This is a genomic window from Amycolatopsis sp. NPDC114478, assembly GCF_055633805.1.
Window position 1 is genome coordinate 207,621 of the sequence record NZ_JBVKDO010000006.1, and the last position, 12,682, is coordinate 220,302.

At 71.3% G+C, this 12,682-nt stretch carries 14 protein-coding genes; 6 read left to right on the forward strand and 8 right to left on the reverse strand.

Going from position 1 to position 12,682, the window contains the following annotated elements; all coding sequences use genetic code 11:
- Nucleotides 1-149 precede the first annotated feature (149 nt).
- The 3 genes from ACZ7OH_RS19525 to ACZ7OH_RS19535 are packed head-to-tail and all read right to left on the reverse strand — an operon-like array spanning nt 150 to nt 4,188.
- The gene (locus tag ACZ7OH_RS19525; protein WP_470282040.1) at nt 150-2,459 is read right to left on the reverse strand and encodes a [protein-PII] uridylyltransferase; all 2,310 of its coding nucleotides are present in this window, start codon (nt 2,457-2,459) and stop codon (nt 150-152) included.
- 11 nt (nt 2,460-2,470) lie between these two features.
- Nucleotides 2,471-2,809, reverse strand: coding sequence for a P-II family nitrogen regulator (locus ACZ7OH_RS19530; protein ID WP_086855863.1), 339 nt, complete (start codon nt 2,807-2,809; stop codon nt 2,471-2,473).
- Nucleotides 2,806-4,188: an ammonium transporter gene (locus ACZ7OH_RS19535; RefSeq protein ID WP_470282041.1), complete on the reverse strand. Its 1,383-nt coding sequence runs from the start codon at nt 4,186-4,188 to the stop codon at nt 2,806-2,808. Before ACZ7OH_RS19535 ends, ACZ7OH_RS19530 begins: the two co-directional genes overlap by 4 nt.
- Between ACZ7OH_RS19535 and ACZ7OH_RS19540 the strand changes: the two genes are divergently transcribed.
- From ACZ7OH_RS19540 to ACZ7OH_RS19550, 3 genes are read left to right on the forward strand one after another with little or no spacing between them, the layout of a single operon-like run.
- Nucleotides 4,130-4,357, forward strand: coding sequence for a hypothetical protein (locus ACZ7OH_RS19540; RefSeq protein ID WP_400904058.1), 228 nt, complete (start codon nt 4,130-4,132; stop codon nt 4,355-4,357). The two genes, ACZ7OH_RS19535 and ACZ7OH_RS19540, sit on opposite strands and share 59 nt — an antisense overlap.
- A 4-nt stretch (nt 4,358-4,361) precedes the next feature.
- Nucleotides 4,362-5,213, forward strand: a complete 852-nt coding sequence (locus tag ACZ7OH_RS19545) for a putative RNA methyltransferase (RefSeq protein ID WP_470282042.1) — start codon at nt 4,362-4,364, stop codon at nt 5,211-5,213.
- A gap of 25 nt (nt 5,214-5,238) precedes the next feature.
- The gene (locus ACZ7OH_RS19550; RefSeq protein WP_470282043.1) at nt 5,239-5,865 is read left to right on the forward strand and encodes a (2Fe-2S)-binding protein; all 627 of its coding nucleotides are present in this window, start codon (nt 5,239-5,241) and stop codon (nt 5,863-5,865) included.
- A 13-nt stretch (nt 5,866-5,878) separates the two neighbouring features.
- On the opposite strand, the gene ACZ7OH_RS19555 is transcribed toward ACZ7OH_RS19550, so the two are convergent.
- The 5 genes from ACZ7OH_RS19555 to ACZ7OH_RS19575 form a co-directional block, all read right to left on the reverse strand.
- A complete protein-coding gene (locus ACZ7OH_RS19555) occupies nt 5,879-6,736 on the reverse strand; it encodes a sigma-70 family RNA polymerase sigma factor (RefSeq protein ID WP_470282044.1) in 858 nt (285 codons plus the stop codon).
- A gap of 105 nt (nt 6,737-6,841) precedes the next feature.
- A complete protein-coding gene (locus tag ACZ7OH_RS19560; RefSeq protein WP_470282045.1) occupies nt 6,842-7,204 on the reverse strand; it encodes a PNPOx family protein in 363 nt (120 codons plus the stop codon).
- Nucleotides 7,205-7,255: 51 nt separating this feature from the next.
- Nucleotides 7,256-7,693: a VOC family protein gene (locus ACZ7OH_RS19565; protein ID WP_400903670.1), complete on the reverse strand. Its 438-nt coding sequence runs from the start codon at nt 7,691-7,693 to the stop codon at nt 7,256-7,258.
- Entirely contained in the window at nt 7,690-8,988 is a 1,299-nt protein-coding gene (locus tag ACZ7OH_RS19570) for a serine hydrolase (RefSeq protein ID WP_470282046.1), read from the reverse strand. Before ACZ7OH_RS19570 ends, ACZ7OH_RS19565 begins: the two co-directional genes overlap by 4 nt.
- 40 nt (nt 8,989-9,028) lie before the next feature.
- A complete protein-coding gene (locus tag ACZ7OH_RS19575; RefSeq protein ID WP_470282047.1) occupies nt 9,029-9,559 on the reverse strand; it encodes a DUF3887 domain-containing protein in 531 nt (176 codons plus the stop codon).
- Between the two features lie 278 nt (nt 9,560-9,837).
- On the opposite strand from ACZ7OH_RS19575, the gene ACZ7OH_RS19580 reads away from it, so the two are divergent.
- Genes ACZ7OH_RS19580 through ACZ7OH_RS19590 form a run of 3 tightly spaced genes read left to right on the forward strand, consistent with a single transcriptional unit; the run spans nt 9,838 to nt 12,389 of the window.
- Nucleotides 9,838-11,124, forward strand: coding sequence for an O-acetylhomoserine aminocarboxypropyltransferase/cysteine synthase family protein (locus ACZ7OH_RS19580; protein ID WP_470282048.1), 1,287 nt, complete (start codon nt 9,838-9,840; stop codon nt 11,122-11,124).
- Complete coding sequence (locus ACZ7OH_RS19585) at nt 11,121-11,597, forward strand: CoA-binding protein (protein WP_470282049.1); 477 nt, start codon at nt 11,121-11,123, stop codon at nt 11,595-11,597. Before ACZ7OH_RS19580 ends, ACZ7OH_RS19585 begins: the two co-directional genes overlap by 4 nt.
- 36 nt (nt 11,598-11,633) lie before the next feature.
- On the forward strand, nt 11,634-12,389 hold the full coding sequence (locus tag ACZ7OH_RS19590; RefSeq protein ID WP_470282050.1) for an MBL fold metallo-hydrolase: 756 nt from the start codon (nt 11,634-11,636) through the stop codon (nt 12,387-12,389).
- Nucleotides 12,390-12,682 lie beyond the last annotated feature (293 nt).

Genomic DNA, 12,682 nt, shown 5'->3' on the forward strand with positions numbered 1-12,682 from the left:
CCCGCAGCACCCGCCAACCGGCCGCGCATGACGCGGGTCCGCACACCCCGCAGCACCGGCGGGCCAGGCCGCCGTCCGGCTTCCGCTCGCCCCGGTTCGAGCCGGGGCGAGCGGAGGGCGCACCGCAAGCCGTTCTCGCGGCAGCCCGGCTAGGAGGCCGCGGCCAGGATCGCCTGTTCCACTTCCCGCCGCCAGCCCGGCTCGATGCGGCCGCTCCGGGGCGTCACGGCGAACGAGTCCACCACCGCGCCGCCCAGCGTCGAGACCTTCGCCCAGCGGACCTCCGCGTCACAGCGGCGCAGCGCCCCCGCGACCCGGAACAGCAGGCCGATCCGGTCGGCGGCGCGCAGTTCGAGGACCACCGTGTCGGGGCCGCTCGTCTCGTCGTCGAACCAGAGGACCTTCGGTGCGACCGGAGCCGGTGAGCCGTAGTCGCGTTCCTTGGCCGCCAGGCGCTGGGTGAGTGGGAGCGTGCCGGCGACCGCGCGGGCGAACTGCTCGCGCAGCAGCGTCGCGTCCGGCAGCGAGCCGAACTTCGGCGACGCCGTGAACACCCCGGCGCGGCCGCCGTCGTGCCCGCGCAGGACCGCGGAGTGCACTTCCATCGAGTTCAGCGCCAGCACGCCGGCCGCCGGGGCGAGCAGCTCCGCGCGGGCCGGCACGGCCAGCAGCACCGTGACCACCTTGCCCTGGGAGCTGATCCGGATCTCGCCGTTGCCCGAAGCGACGGCTTGCTTGACGAGCTCGCGTTGTTCGTCGTCCATCGGCTCGGGTGCGGTGAACCCCTTGCCGCGCAACACTTCCTCGCAGCCGGTGACGAGCTGGGCGAGCAGCCGCGCCTTCCAGTCCGTCCAGACGCCGGGGCCGGTGGCCAGCGAGTCGGCCTGGGTGAGCGCGTGCAGCAGCTCGACCAGGACGATGTCGCCGTCCAGGGTCTTCACCACCCGCGAGACCGTCTCCGGCTCGCTGATGTCGCGGCGCGTCGCGGTGTGCGGCAGCAGCAGGTGGTGGCGGACCACCGCCGACACCGTCGCCGCGTCCGCCGGGCTCAGCCCGAGCCGCATCGCGACCTGGGCGGAGATCTTGGCGCCCAGCTCGGAGTGGTCGGCGTCGCGCCCCTTGCCGATGTCGTGCAGGAGCGCGCCGATCAGCAGGAGGTCCGGCCGCGGCACCGTCGTGGTCAGCTTCGCCGCTTCGACGCAGGTGCGGATGAGGTGCCGGTCGACGGTCCACTGGTGCACCGGCGAGCGCGGCGGCAGGTCGCGGACCGCCCCCCACTCGGGGAACAGCCGGGCCCACAGGCCGGTCCGGTCGAGCGACTCGACCGCGTCGACCAGGCCCTCCCCCGCGCCCAGCAGCTCGACCAGGGCGTTCAGCGCGTCGGGCGGCCACGGCGCCCGCAGCTCGGGCGCCGATTCCGCGAGCGCCTTGAGCGTGCCGAGCGCGATCGGCTTGCCCGTGCGCGCCGACGCGGCGGCGACCCGCAGCAGGAGCGCGGGATCCTTCGCCGGGACGGCGTCACGCGCCAGCGAGACCTCGTTCCCGTGCAGCACCACGCCTTCGGCGAGCGGCGTGCGCGACGGCCGCCGTCCGAACCGCGGCTTCGGCGGCTCCACAGTGGACCGGAGAGCGACGTCGAGGGCGTACGCGATCGTGCGCCCCGCGCCGGAAAGCTTGCGCGCCAGGTTGAACCGGTCACCGAAGCCGAGTTCGGCGGCGACCAGCTCGGCCTCCGGTGCGGACAGGATGTCCCGTTCGCGCCGGATCTCCCGGCGCAGCTCGGTGCGGACGTCGAGCAGGAGTTCCTTGGCTTCCAGCAGTTCTTCGCCGGGCCGCGCGGTGAGCTGCGCCGCGGCCAGCGCCTCCAGGACGGCGAAGTCGCGCAGCCCGCCCCGCCCGTGCTTGAGGTCGGGTTCGGCGGACTGCGCGATCTCGCCGCTGCGGCTCCAGCGCTGCCGGACCGACGCCGTCATGTCCGGGATCTGCTTGCGCGCGGTGCGCCGCCACTGGTCGCGCGCCGCGGAAACCAGCCGGCCGGTCAGCTCGGCGTCCCCGGAAAGGTGCCGGGCGTCGAGCAGCCCCATCGCCGTGCGAAGGTCCTCCGAAGCGACCTTCAGTGCTTCGCCGGGCGTGCGGACCGAGTGGTCCAGCCCGACTTTCGCGTCCCACAAGGGATACCAGAGTGCGTCCGCGATCTCACCGACGTTGCTGTTGCCGTTGTGCACCAGCACCAGGTCGAGATCGGAGAACGGCACCAGCTCCCGGCGGCCGAGCCCGCCCACGGCGACCAGCGCGACACCCGGTTCCGCGGTGTCGACGCCGGCCGCCGAGGCTCCCCTGCTCAGCCAGAACTCGTAGAGGTCGACCAGGGCCGCCCGCAGTGCGGACGCCCCCAGCCTCCCGTGCCTGCCCTCGAGCAAACGCTCGGTGGCTTTGACCAGTTCGCCCCCGTCGGCCATTTCCCAGTCGCCTATAGCGCGTCCGTGCCGCGCTCGCCGGTCCGTACCCGGATGACCGTCTCGACCGGGGTCACCCACAGCTTGCCGTCGCCGATCTTGCCGGTGTGGGCGGCCGTGGTGATGGCCTCGAGGACCTTCTCCACGTTGGTGTCGTCGGTGACGACCTCGATCTTCAGCTTGGCCACGAAGTCCACCGAGTACTCGGCGCCGCGGTAGACCTCGGTGTGGCCCTTCTGCCGGCCGTAGCCCTGGACCTCACTGACCGTCATGCCCAGCACGCCCAGCTGCTCCAGCGCGGAGCGGACGTCGTCGAGCGTGAACGGCTTGACAATCGCCGTGATGAGCTTCATGCCTTGCTCTCCTCGAGTTTCGCGGCCGGGCCGGTCTTGACCGGGATGGTGGACGGTGCGCCACCGCCGGACAACCCGGTGAAGTCGTACGCGCTCTCCGCGTGCTGAGCCTCGTCGATACCGGTGACCTCGTCCTCGGTGCTGACGCGGAAGCCGCCCGCCTTCTTGATCACGAAGGCGATGATGAAGGACAGGACGAACGAGTACGCGAGTACCGCACCGGCTGCCGCCGCCTGCTTGACCAGCTGACTCCAGCCGCCGCCGTAGAAGAGGCCGTTGCCGCCCGCGCTGTTGGCGTCGGTCGTGGCGAAGAATCCGATGAGCAGGGTGCCGACGATGCCGCCGACCAGGTGGACACCGACGACGTCGAGCGAGTCGTCGAAGCCGAACCTGAACTTGAGCGAGATGGCCAGCGCGCAGACCGCACCGGCGATGACGCCGATGGCGATGGCCCCGAGCGGGCTCACGAAACCACACGCCGGGGTGATCGCGACCAGGCCGGCGACCGCGCCGGACGCGGCGCCGAGCGTGGTCGGCTTGCCGAACTTGAGCTGCTCCACGATCAGCCAGCCGAGAACGGCGGCGGCGGTGGCGACGGTCGTGTTGGTGAACGCTACGGCCGCGAGGTCGTTGGCGGCCAGCGCGGAGCCGGCGTTGAAGCCGTACCAGCCGAACCACAGCAGGCTCGCGCCGAGCAGCACGAACGGCACGTTGTGCGGGCGTCCGGTGTCCTTCGGCCAGCCCTTGCGCTTGCCGAGCACGATCGCCAGCGCGAGACCCGCGGCACCGGCGTTGATGTGGACCGCGGTACCACCGGCGAAGTCGAACGCCTTGAGCTTGTTGGCGATCCAGCCGCCGCTGAAGTTCGCGCCCGTGAAGCCGTCGAACGAGAACACCCAGTGCGCGACCGGGAAGTACACGACCGTCACCCAGATGACGACGAACAGCGTCCAGCCCCAGAACTTCGCGCGGTCGGCGATGGCGCCGGAGATCAGCGCGGGCGTGATGATGGCGAACATCAGCTGGAACATGACGAACGCGAGCACCGGCAGCGCGTCGGAGCCCGGCCACGCGACCGCGGGCGACGAGCCGCTCGCGGCTGTCGCTAGACCGACCAGCTTGCCGATCGAGTCGCCGAGGCCGGCGAAGTGGAAGTTACCGACCAGCCCGCCGAAGGCGTCGTCGCTGAACGACATCGAGAAGCCGTACAGCGCCCACAGCACCCCCACCACGGCCAGCGCGATGAAGTTCATCATCAGCATGTTCAGGACGCTCTTCGCGCGGACCATGCCGCCGTAGAAGAAGGCCAATCCTGGGGTCATGAGCATGACCAGCGCGGCGCTGGCCAATACCCATGCGGTGTCTCCTGCGTTCAGCACATCGTCCTCCCGTGCCCTGGGTCTGTGCGATGGCAGTTTTGGCGCGCGGTGTTTCACGGGGCGGCGCGAGAGGTTTCGCCCGCGTGAACTGTCCGCGCCCGGTTGTTACGGCCAGGTTTCCCGGGAGGTGTGCTGGAGTGTCCGGTTGCTTTACGTCGTGGTCGAATAGCCCCATGACGCGAGCCGACCACGGGAATGACCCACTGCCACCCCGGGTCGTCGACGCGTTGCGCTGTTCGGTGTGCGCGTCGCCACTGAAGAGTGTTGATCGCACGCTGCGTTGTTCATCGGGCCACTCGTTCGATCTAGCCCGCCAGGGGTACGTGAACCTGTTGCACGCGCGAATCCCGGCCGGAACGGCGGACACGGCCCCGATGGTCGCCGCCCGCGCGGACTTCCTGGCCACCGGCGCCTACCTCCCGCTGGCGGACGAGCTGGCCCGCGTGTGCGCGGACGCCGAGGGCCTGGTGATCGACGCGGGCGCGGGAACGGGCTACTACCTGGCGCACGTCCTGGAGACGGCTCCCGCCGCGTTCGGTCTCGCGTTGGACGTTTCCGCGGTGGCCTTGCGCCGCGCGGCCCGTGCCCACCCGCGGCTGGGCGCGGCGGTGTGGAACCTGTGGGAGCCGTGGCCGGTGGGCGACGAGGTGGCCTCGGCGGTGCTGAACGTCTTCGCGCCCCGCAACGGGCCGGAGTTCCACCGCGTCCTGCGTCCCGGCGGCCTGCTGACGGTCGCGGCCCCGGACCCGGACCACCTCCGCGAGCTGGGCGACCTGGTGCTGTCGGTGGACGAGCGCAAGGAGGAGCGCCTGGACGGCACCCTCGGCGAGTATTTCGCCCGCACCGGCCGCACCGAGGTCCGCCGGACGACGGAGCTGACGCCCCGGCAGGTCCGCCAAGCCGTCGAGATGGGCCCGACCGCCTTCCACCTCGACCGCGGCGACCGGCGGTCCCGCCTCGAGGCGCTGAGCGAGCCTCAAGCCGTGACGGTGTCCTTCACCGTCTCCACCTACCGGCGGCTGTGACGGCCGTTCTGGAAGGCTGGGTGCCGTGAAGCCCGACTGGACCGCGCCCGCGACCCTGCTCGCAGACGCCGAGTGGGTGCGCGCCCGCATCGGCGGCGCGGCCAAGCTCTACGGCTGTGCCCGGCCGGAGGTGCTCGGCACGATCTGGTGGTACTCGCTCTCATCGGTGCTCGTGGCTCCCGCGGTCGAAGGTCTGGTCGCCGGGGCGCCGGCCGACCCGTCGCTCGACGCCGTGGAGATCGACCTCCTCGCCGACGGCCGGTTCCTCGGCGCCCGGTCCACCCGGCGTCTCGCCGGTGGGCTGCCCGAGCTGGGCGCCGCGTTCGCTTCGGCGCTGGGCACCGCCATCGCGACGATCGCTGCCGTCACCGGGGCGCGTGAGCGTGCCCTCGGCGCCATCGCCACCGACTCGATCGGCAACCGGCTCCTGTGGACGTCCGACCCCGAACGCGCGATGGCCCTGGCCGAGCCGCTCGTCGCCGCGATCGGCCTGGGCCTGCCGAAGCCCCGGTTCGTGCGCGTCGGCCGGACGCCTGCGGTGCGTCGCGCCTCGTGCTGCCTGATCTACGAGGTCGGCAACCCGAAGTGCGTGAGCTGCCCGCGTCAGACGCCGGCCGAGCGCGACGCGCGGCTCCGCGCCGCCCTGGGCTGACCCAGGTCCCAGCTCAGTCGAGGACGGCCAGCTCCAGCCCGCGCAGCCGCTCCGGGTCGGCGATGACGTCGATGCCGGTGATCCGGTCGCCGTCGACCCGGAACGCCAGGACGACCGACAGCCGCCCGTCGCGCAACCACAGCAGCCCCGGCGAGCCGTCCACGAGGGCCAGCTCGCTGGCGCGGGCCCGTTCGGAGGCCAGCACCGCGCCCTTGCGCACGTTTTCGACGCCGCGCAGCACGACCGGCGCGGGGCTCGGGCCGACGAACCGGTCCGCGTGCAGTACCACGTCCGGCGCGAGAAGCGCGAGCAGCGCTTCGAAGTCACCGCCGCGCGACGCCGCCAGGAACGCCTCGACGACCTTGCGCCGCCGCGGCAGGTCCGCGGCCACCGCGGAGCCGCCCTTGACCCGCCGCCGGGCCCGGCTCGCCAGCTGGCGGGCCGCCGCCGGCGTCTTGTCGAGCATCGGCGCGATCTCGTCGAACGGCACGGCGAACATGTCGTGCAGCACGAACGCGACCCGTTCGGCCGGCGCCAGCGCGTCGAGCACGACCAGCAGCGCCAGCCCCACCGTGTCGGCCAGCTCCGCCTCCTGCTCGGGGTCCCGGCGGTCCTCACCCTGCTCGGGCCGGCCCTCCAGGGGCTCCTCGCGGTGGTTGCGCCGCGTCCGCAGCATCGACAGGCACACCCGGGCTACGACGGTCGTCAGCCACGCGCCGACGTTCTCGACCTCAGCCAGGTCGGTGCGGTCGAACCGCAGCCAGGCCTCCTGGACGGCGTCGTCGGCCTCGCTCGCCGAACCGAGCATCCGGAAGGCGACCGCGCGCAGCCGCGGCCGCTCCTGCTCGAACCGTTCGGTCAGCGTGTCCACCGTGCCTCGTTCCCTCCGTCGCGGTCGTAGCAGTAGACCCCGCGGCGGCGGCCGATGTGACGAGAACGCAGAGACGTCGTCCGTGATCTGGATCATCCGGCCCGGTCAGCTACCCATGAACCACCCTCCTCGGCTCGCACCACGTCTCCCCCACGGGCTCGCCCGCCATGTTCCAGCTCCACGAAATCCGCGGGGTGATCCGCGTGTACAGCCCCGGCCCACCAACCCGGTCCGTTCCACCGGATCGTCCGCCTCGCCGTACACGCGGATCGCCCGTGCGATGAACGGTTGCAGCGACACCAAGTCGTCCACCACCAAGGCGACTTTCCGCCGTCCGTCGCCGATGTTCCGGAACTTGCGGGTGGCCGCCACGGCCGCGCCGGTCCCGCCGACCCAGAAGTGCTCGCCGTCGAACTCGAACGCGAGCGGGACGACGTCCGGCTGCTCGCCGGCGCCGAGCGTGGCCACGCAGGTCCGGCTCCACCTCCTACACGAACGCGCCGCCCCGGGATCGACAACTCAGAGCACGCAGAACTCGTTGCCCTCCGGATCCGCCATCACGACGTGGTCCGGACGACCGTCCAGCACGTCTTCGCGCAGCACGGTCGCGCCCGCCGCGGTGAGGCGGGCGACCGCCTCGACGACCCGCTCCCACCGCGTCTCCCACGCAACGTCGCGGCCGCCGCCGGCCTGGACGTCCAGGTGCACGCGGTTCTTGGCGACCTTGCCCTCGGGCACCTTGAGGAAGCTCAGGTTCGGCAGCACGCCTTCCGGATCACTCAGGTAGGCGCCGTCGTCCCATTCCGCCTCGGGCACATCGTGGTGCGCGAACCAGTCTTCCCAGCTCGCGAACCCCGCGGGTGGTGGCCGCTCGATATAGCCGAGGGCCACCGCCCAGAACCTCGCCAGCACGCGGGGTTCCGCGCAGTCGATCGTCAGGCTCCACCTCACCGTCACGGACGAAGCGTAGCCGCGAGGAGCGCCACCGCGCCCTTCGCGACGGCGATTCCCCGTGCCGCCACGTGGTTTTCGTCCAACGCGGTCACCGGGTCCGACACCATCACGCTGGTGACCAGCGAGCGGCCGTCCGCCGTGCGCGCCAGGTAGTTCAAGGTCAGCACGCCGGGTTCGCTGCCGCCCTTGAACCAGACGTCCGGGAACTTCGCCCGGTCGAGGCCGAGGCCGCCGTCGTTCAGCGACAACGCGTGCTCGATCTCCGGCTGGTTCTCCTTCTGCAGCCCGGAAAACGCCCGGCAGATGTCGTCCGGCGAACCGAACCACTCGATGTCGTCGATCTTCTCGGGTGCCATCCAGCCCTGCAGTCCGGTGAGCGGAAGCCGTTCCAGCCCCGCGACCGCCGCGGGACGCGCCCAGCGCGGCAACGCCAGGTAGGCGTCGGCGCGAGCCGGGTACTGCGTGGCCTTGAGCTCGAACATCGCCTTCGTGGTCAGGAACGGGATGTTCGCCGCCGGTCGCTGGTTGCCGAACGCGGTGAGCTGCCGTTGCACGGCATCCCGCCCCAGCCGGTGGATCAAGTGGTCGGTCGCGGTGTTGTCGCTGATCGAGATCATCTTGTCGGCGTAGGCGGACAACGGCAGCTGAGTGCCGGCCGGTTCGTTCTGCAGCACCCCGGACGGCAGGCTCTTCCAGTCGTCCCGGATCGCCAATTGCTCGGTCCAGGACGCTTTGTGCTCGGCGACCGCTTTGCCGAGCGCGCCCAGGACGTAGAGCTTGAACGCCGAACCCAACGGCCGCTGCACGTCATCGCGGACGCCGTGCACGTCCCGGCAGCGCCCGTCCGGGAGGATCTCCGACGCGCCGAACGACACCCGGCCGCCGAGGGCCGCCAGCTGCGCGTCGACCTCCGGCCACGAAGCGGGGACCGGGTCGTCCGGTTTCGCCGCGAGCCCGTCGATCAGCCCGGCCTGGTCCACGTGCAGGCCGAGCAGGTAGTCGTCGGCGGTCCCGTGGACCGCCGCTTCCACGTGGTCCGGGGCCTCGGTGACGATCCGTTTCAGTTGGAGCGGCCCCAGCTTCCCGAGCGCGCCGTTGACTCCCGCCGGGCCGCCCACAGCGTCCAGCATCACCTGGGCGACGTGCGCACGGACTTCGGTGTCGGGCACCGGGACGCGCCCGGTCGCGTCGACCACCCACTCGAGCTGTTGTGTCGCCGTGGGCACCTCGGCGGCTTGGGCGGCCGGGGCCACCAGTGCCGCCAAGAGCGCGACCACGCCCGCTATGGCTGTCTTCATTCGTCCCCCTGTGCTTCCATCGTTCCCCCTTGGTCACCGGCTACTCTTCGGCCGGCCTGATCCACAACCCGGCCACCCGGCCGTCTTCCCGGTAGGTCACCTGCACGGTCCGCTCGCCCGCCTCGAAGGCCAGTGGCATGTGGACGACCGTGTAGTCACCCATGGACCGCGCGTACGGTTCCCCCGTCCGCTCGTACCGCCCGACCGCCCCGGCCACCTGGGCCCAGGCGAGCTTCAGCTCGTCCTCGCCGACCGCCTCGCGCATGCGGTCGTCGAAGTCCCGGCGGACCTCTTGCCACTGGCAGCCGACGAGCTCCGCCACGAGCTCTTCGGCGCGGTGAAGCACGTCCGGCGGCTTCAGCTCCGTCATGGACTCCCCCGTCGTCGGATCAACCGGCCGGCCGAACCGCTGGAAGGCGGCCTGGCGGCTGGTGCCCAGGAGATTGCCGATCTCCTGCCACGTGTGCCCGGCCGCCCGGGCCGCGTCCACCGCGTCCCGCAGCGTCGCCTCCGCGTCGCGGACCTTCTCCACCGCTTCGCCGACCGCGGCCAGCGGGCCGTGTTTCGGCACGCTGTCAAGGATGAATTGACGATCCACGAATGTCAAGTCAATCTTTACGCTCTCGCGTCGGCGGCGGGCGGCGCTCCGGCACGTAGCATCACAATACCGGCGATTTCGCCCGGAACCCCGGCGAGGTGGCAGCGGCTTGCCACAGGCGGCGCATTTCATGCTTTCGAGTGTAGCGCACGGAATGCCAAAGCGTGCTAACGTCGGAAGCACGAAATGACCGCGCCCACCACCTGGGAGGCGTGGCCATCCGAGGGGGAGGACGGTTACGGTGAGAACCGATGAGTGAACGCACCTGGGGCTTCCGGACCCGCGCACTGCACGCGGGCGGCACCCCCGACCCGGCGACCGGCGCGCGGGCCGTGCCGATCTACCAGACCACGAGCTTCGTCTTCGAAGACGCCGCCGACGCGGCGAACCTGTTCGCATTGCAGAAGTACGGGAACATCTACAGCCGGATCGGGAACCCGACCGTGGCCGCGTTCGAGGAGCGGATCGCCAGCCTCGAAGGCGCCATCGGCGGCGTGGCGACCGCGAGCGGGCAGGCCGCGGAGTTCCTTACCTTCAGCGCACTCACCGAGGCGGGCGACCACATCGTGTCGGCGAGCGGCCTCTACGGCGGCACGGTCACGCAGCTCACCGGCACGCTGCGGCGCTTCGGCGTGGAGACGACGTTCGTCAGCGGCGGCATCGACGACTACGCGGCCGCGATCACCGACCGGACCCGGCTGCTCTACACCGAAGTGATCGGCAACCCCCGCGGCGGCATCGCCGATCTCGCGGCACTGGCGGACCTCGCGCATTCCCACGACATCCCGCTCGTGGTGGACGCGACGCTGGCGACGCCGTACCTGTGCCGCCCGATCGAGCACGGCGCCGACATCGTGCTGCACTCGGCGACGAAGTTCCTCGGCGGGCACGGGACGACGCTCGGCGGGATCGTCGTCGAGTCGGGGAAGTTCGATTGGGGCAACGGGAAGTTCCCCCGGATGACCGAGACCGTCGAAAGCTACGGCGGCCTGAAGTACTGGGAGAACTTCGGCGAATACGCGTTCTGCACCCGGCTGCGCGCCGAGCAGCTGCGGGACATCGGCGCGGTCCTGTCACCCCACTCGGCTTTCCTGTTGCTGCAAGGGGTCGAGACGCTTCCGCAGCGGATGGACGCGCACGTCGCCAACGCGCAGGCGGTCGCCGAATACCTTCAAGCGGATCCACGAGTGACGTGGGTGTCGTACGCCGGGCTGCCTTCGCACCCGCACCACGACCTGGCGAAGAAGTACCTGCCCGCCGGGCCGGGCGCGGTGTTCTCGTTCGGCATCGACGGCGGCCGGGCGGCGGGCGAGAAGTTCGTCGAATCGGTGGAGCTGTTGTCGCACCTGGCGAACGTCGGGGACGCGCGGACGCTGGTGATCCACCCGGCGTCGACCACGCACGCCCAGCTGTCGGAGGAACAGCTCGCGGCGGCGGGCGTCAGCCCCGACCTGATCCGGCTGTCGATCGGGCTGGAGGACGTCGACGACATTCTCTGGGACCTCGACCAGGCGCTGGGCAAGGCGGTGGCCGGATGACACATGAGGTGGGTGCCGTCGGACGGCGGGCGATCCTGAACCGGACGAAGTCGGTGACGCTGGTGGGTGCGTCCGCCAATCCGGCGCGGCCGAGCTACTTCGTCGCGACCTACTTGCTCTCGTCGACGCGGTACGAGGTCAACTTCGTCAACCCGCGACTGGACACGCTGTTCGGGAAACCGGTGTACGCCTCACTGAAGGACCTACCGGGTGAACCGGACCTGGTCAGCGTCTTCCGGAGGCACGACGACCTGCCCCAGGTGGCCGAAGAGGTGATCGACGCCGGCGCGCGGACGCTGTGGCTGCAACTCGGGCTGTGGCACGAGCCGGTGGCCGACCGGGCGCGGGAAGCCGGGCTGGACGTCGTGATGAACCGGTGCGTGAAGATCGAACACGCGCGTTTTGCGGGCGGACTTCACCTGGCCGGGTTCAACACCGGCGTGATCAGCTCCCGGAGGCAGTCGGCACCCTAGGGAAGAGAACGCCCGTTCCCGCTGTTGGCCCTGGGCATGACCGAAAAGCTGGGGATCACGTTGTCCGGCGGCCCGACCGCGCTCCTGGAGCTGGGCGGCGTGCGGCTGCTGATCGACCCGACCTTCGACGCGCCCGGCAACCACCCCGTCGGCGACCGCGTGCTGGTCAAGACCGAGGACTCCGTGCTGACCGAAGAGGCGGTCGGCGTGGTGGACGCGGTCCTGCTGTCCCACGACCAGCACCCCGACAACCTGGACGACCGCGGCCGCGCCTACCTCGGGACGGTGCCGCTGACCTTGGTCACGCGCAGCGGAGCCGAACGGCTGGGCGGCACCGCGCGAGGTCTGAAGCCCTGGGAGGAGACACAGGTCGGACCGCTGACGGTGACGGCAGTCCCGGCGCTCCACGGCCCGGAGGGCGCCGAGCCGACGACCGGCGAGGTCACGGGGTTCGTACTGAGCGGCAGCGGCCTGCCGACGGTGTACGTGAGCGGCGACAACGCGTCGGTGGAGCTGGTGCGGGAGATCGCGTCGAGGTTCCGCATCGACATCGCGGTGCTGTTCGCCGGCGCCGCCCGAACAAAGCTCTTCGACGGCGCACCTCTGACGCTGACCAGCGCAAACGCAGTCGAGGCGGCAAAGGTACTCGGCGCGGCCAAGGTAGTACCGCTGCACTTCCGCGGCTGGCAGCACTTCACCGAGGGGCCAGAGGTGCTGCACAAGGAATTCGAGACGGCCGGCCTGACCGACCGGCTGATCCTGCTCGAACCCGGCCAGCGCGCGGAGATCTGAGGACGGCAAGAGGGGGCGGGGCGGGGCGGGGCGGGGCGGGGCGGGGCGGGGCGGGGCGGGGACGAGTAAATCCCGCCGCCGGCCAGCGCAAGCCCGCCAGGCACCTTGGAGGCGCGCGCCAAACCGGCACGCGGCCTGACCCACCCGAGGCGAACGACTCTGCCCCGGCGCCCATCGGACGCAAGCCCGGCTAAAAACCGGCGGGCGCGTGCCGGACCGGCCCGGACCGGCCCGGCCCCGCCTCAGACGAGCCACTGCCACCGCAGCGATCGAGCGCGAACTTGCAGGCGCAG

Coding starts and splice junctions, on each gene's coding strand:
- ACZ7OH_RS19545 (WP_470282042.1), top strand. CDS start 4,362: ATGACGCGAGCCGACCACGGGAATGACCCACTGCCACCCCGGGTCGTC.
- ACZ7OH_RS19540 (WP_400904058.1), top strand. CDS start 4,130: ATGAGCATGACCAGCGCGGCGCTGGCCAATACCCATGCGGTGTCTCCT.
- ACZ7OH_RS19530 (WP_086855863.1), bottom strand. CDS start 2,809: ATGAAGCTCATCACGGCGATTGTCAAGCCGTTCACGCTCGACGACGTC.
- ACZ7OH_RS19585 (WP_470282049.1), top strand. CDS start 11,121: ATGACACATGAGGTGGGTGCCGTCGGACGGCGGGCGATCCTGAACCGG.
- ACZ7OH_RS19525 (WP_470282040.1), bottom strand. CDS start 2,459: ATGGCCGACGGGGGCGAACTGGTCAAAGCCACCGAGCGTTTGCTCGAG.
- ACZ7OH_RS19590 (WP_470282050.1), top strand. CDS start 11,634: ATGACCGAAAAGCTGGGGATCACGTTGTCCGGCGGCCCGACCGCGCTC.
- ACZ7OH_RS19570 (WP_470282046.1), bottom strand. CDS start 8,988: ATGAAGACAGCCATAGCGGGCGTGGTCGCGCTCTTGGCGGCACTGGTG.
- ACZ7OH_RS19580 (WP_470282048.1), top strand. CDS start 9,838: ATGAGTGAACGCACCTGGGGCTTCCGGACCCGCGCACTGCACGCGGGC.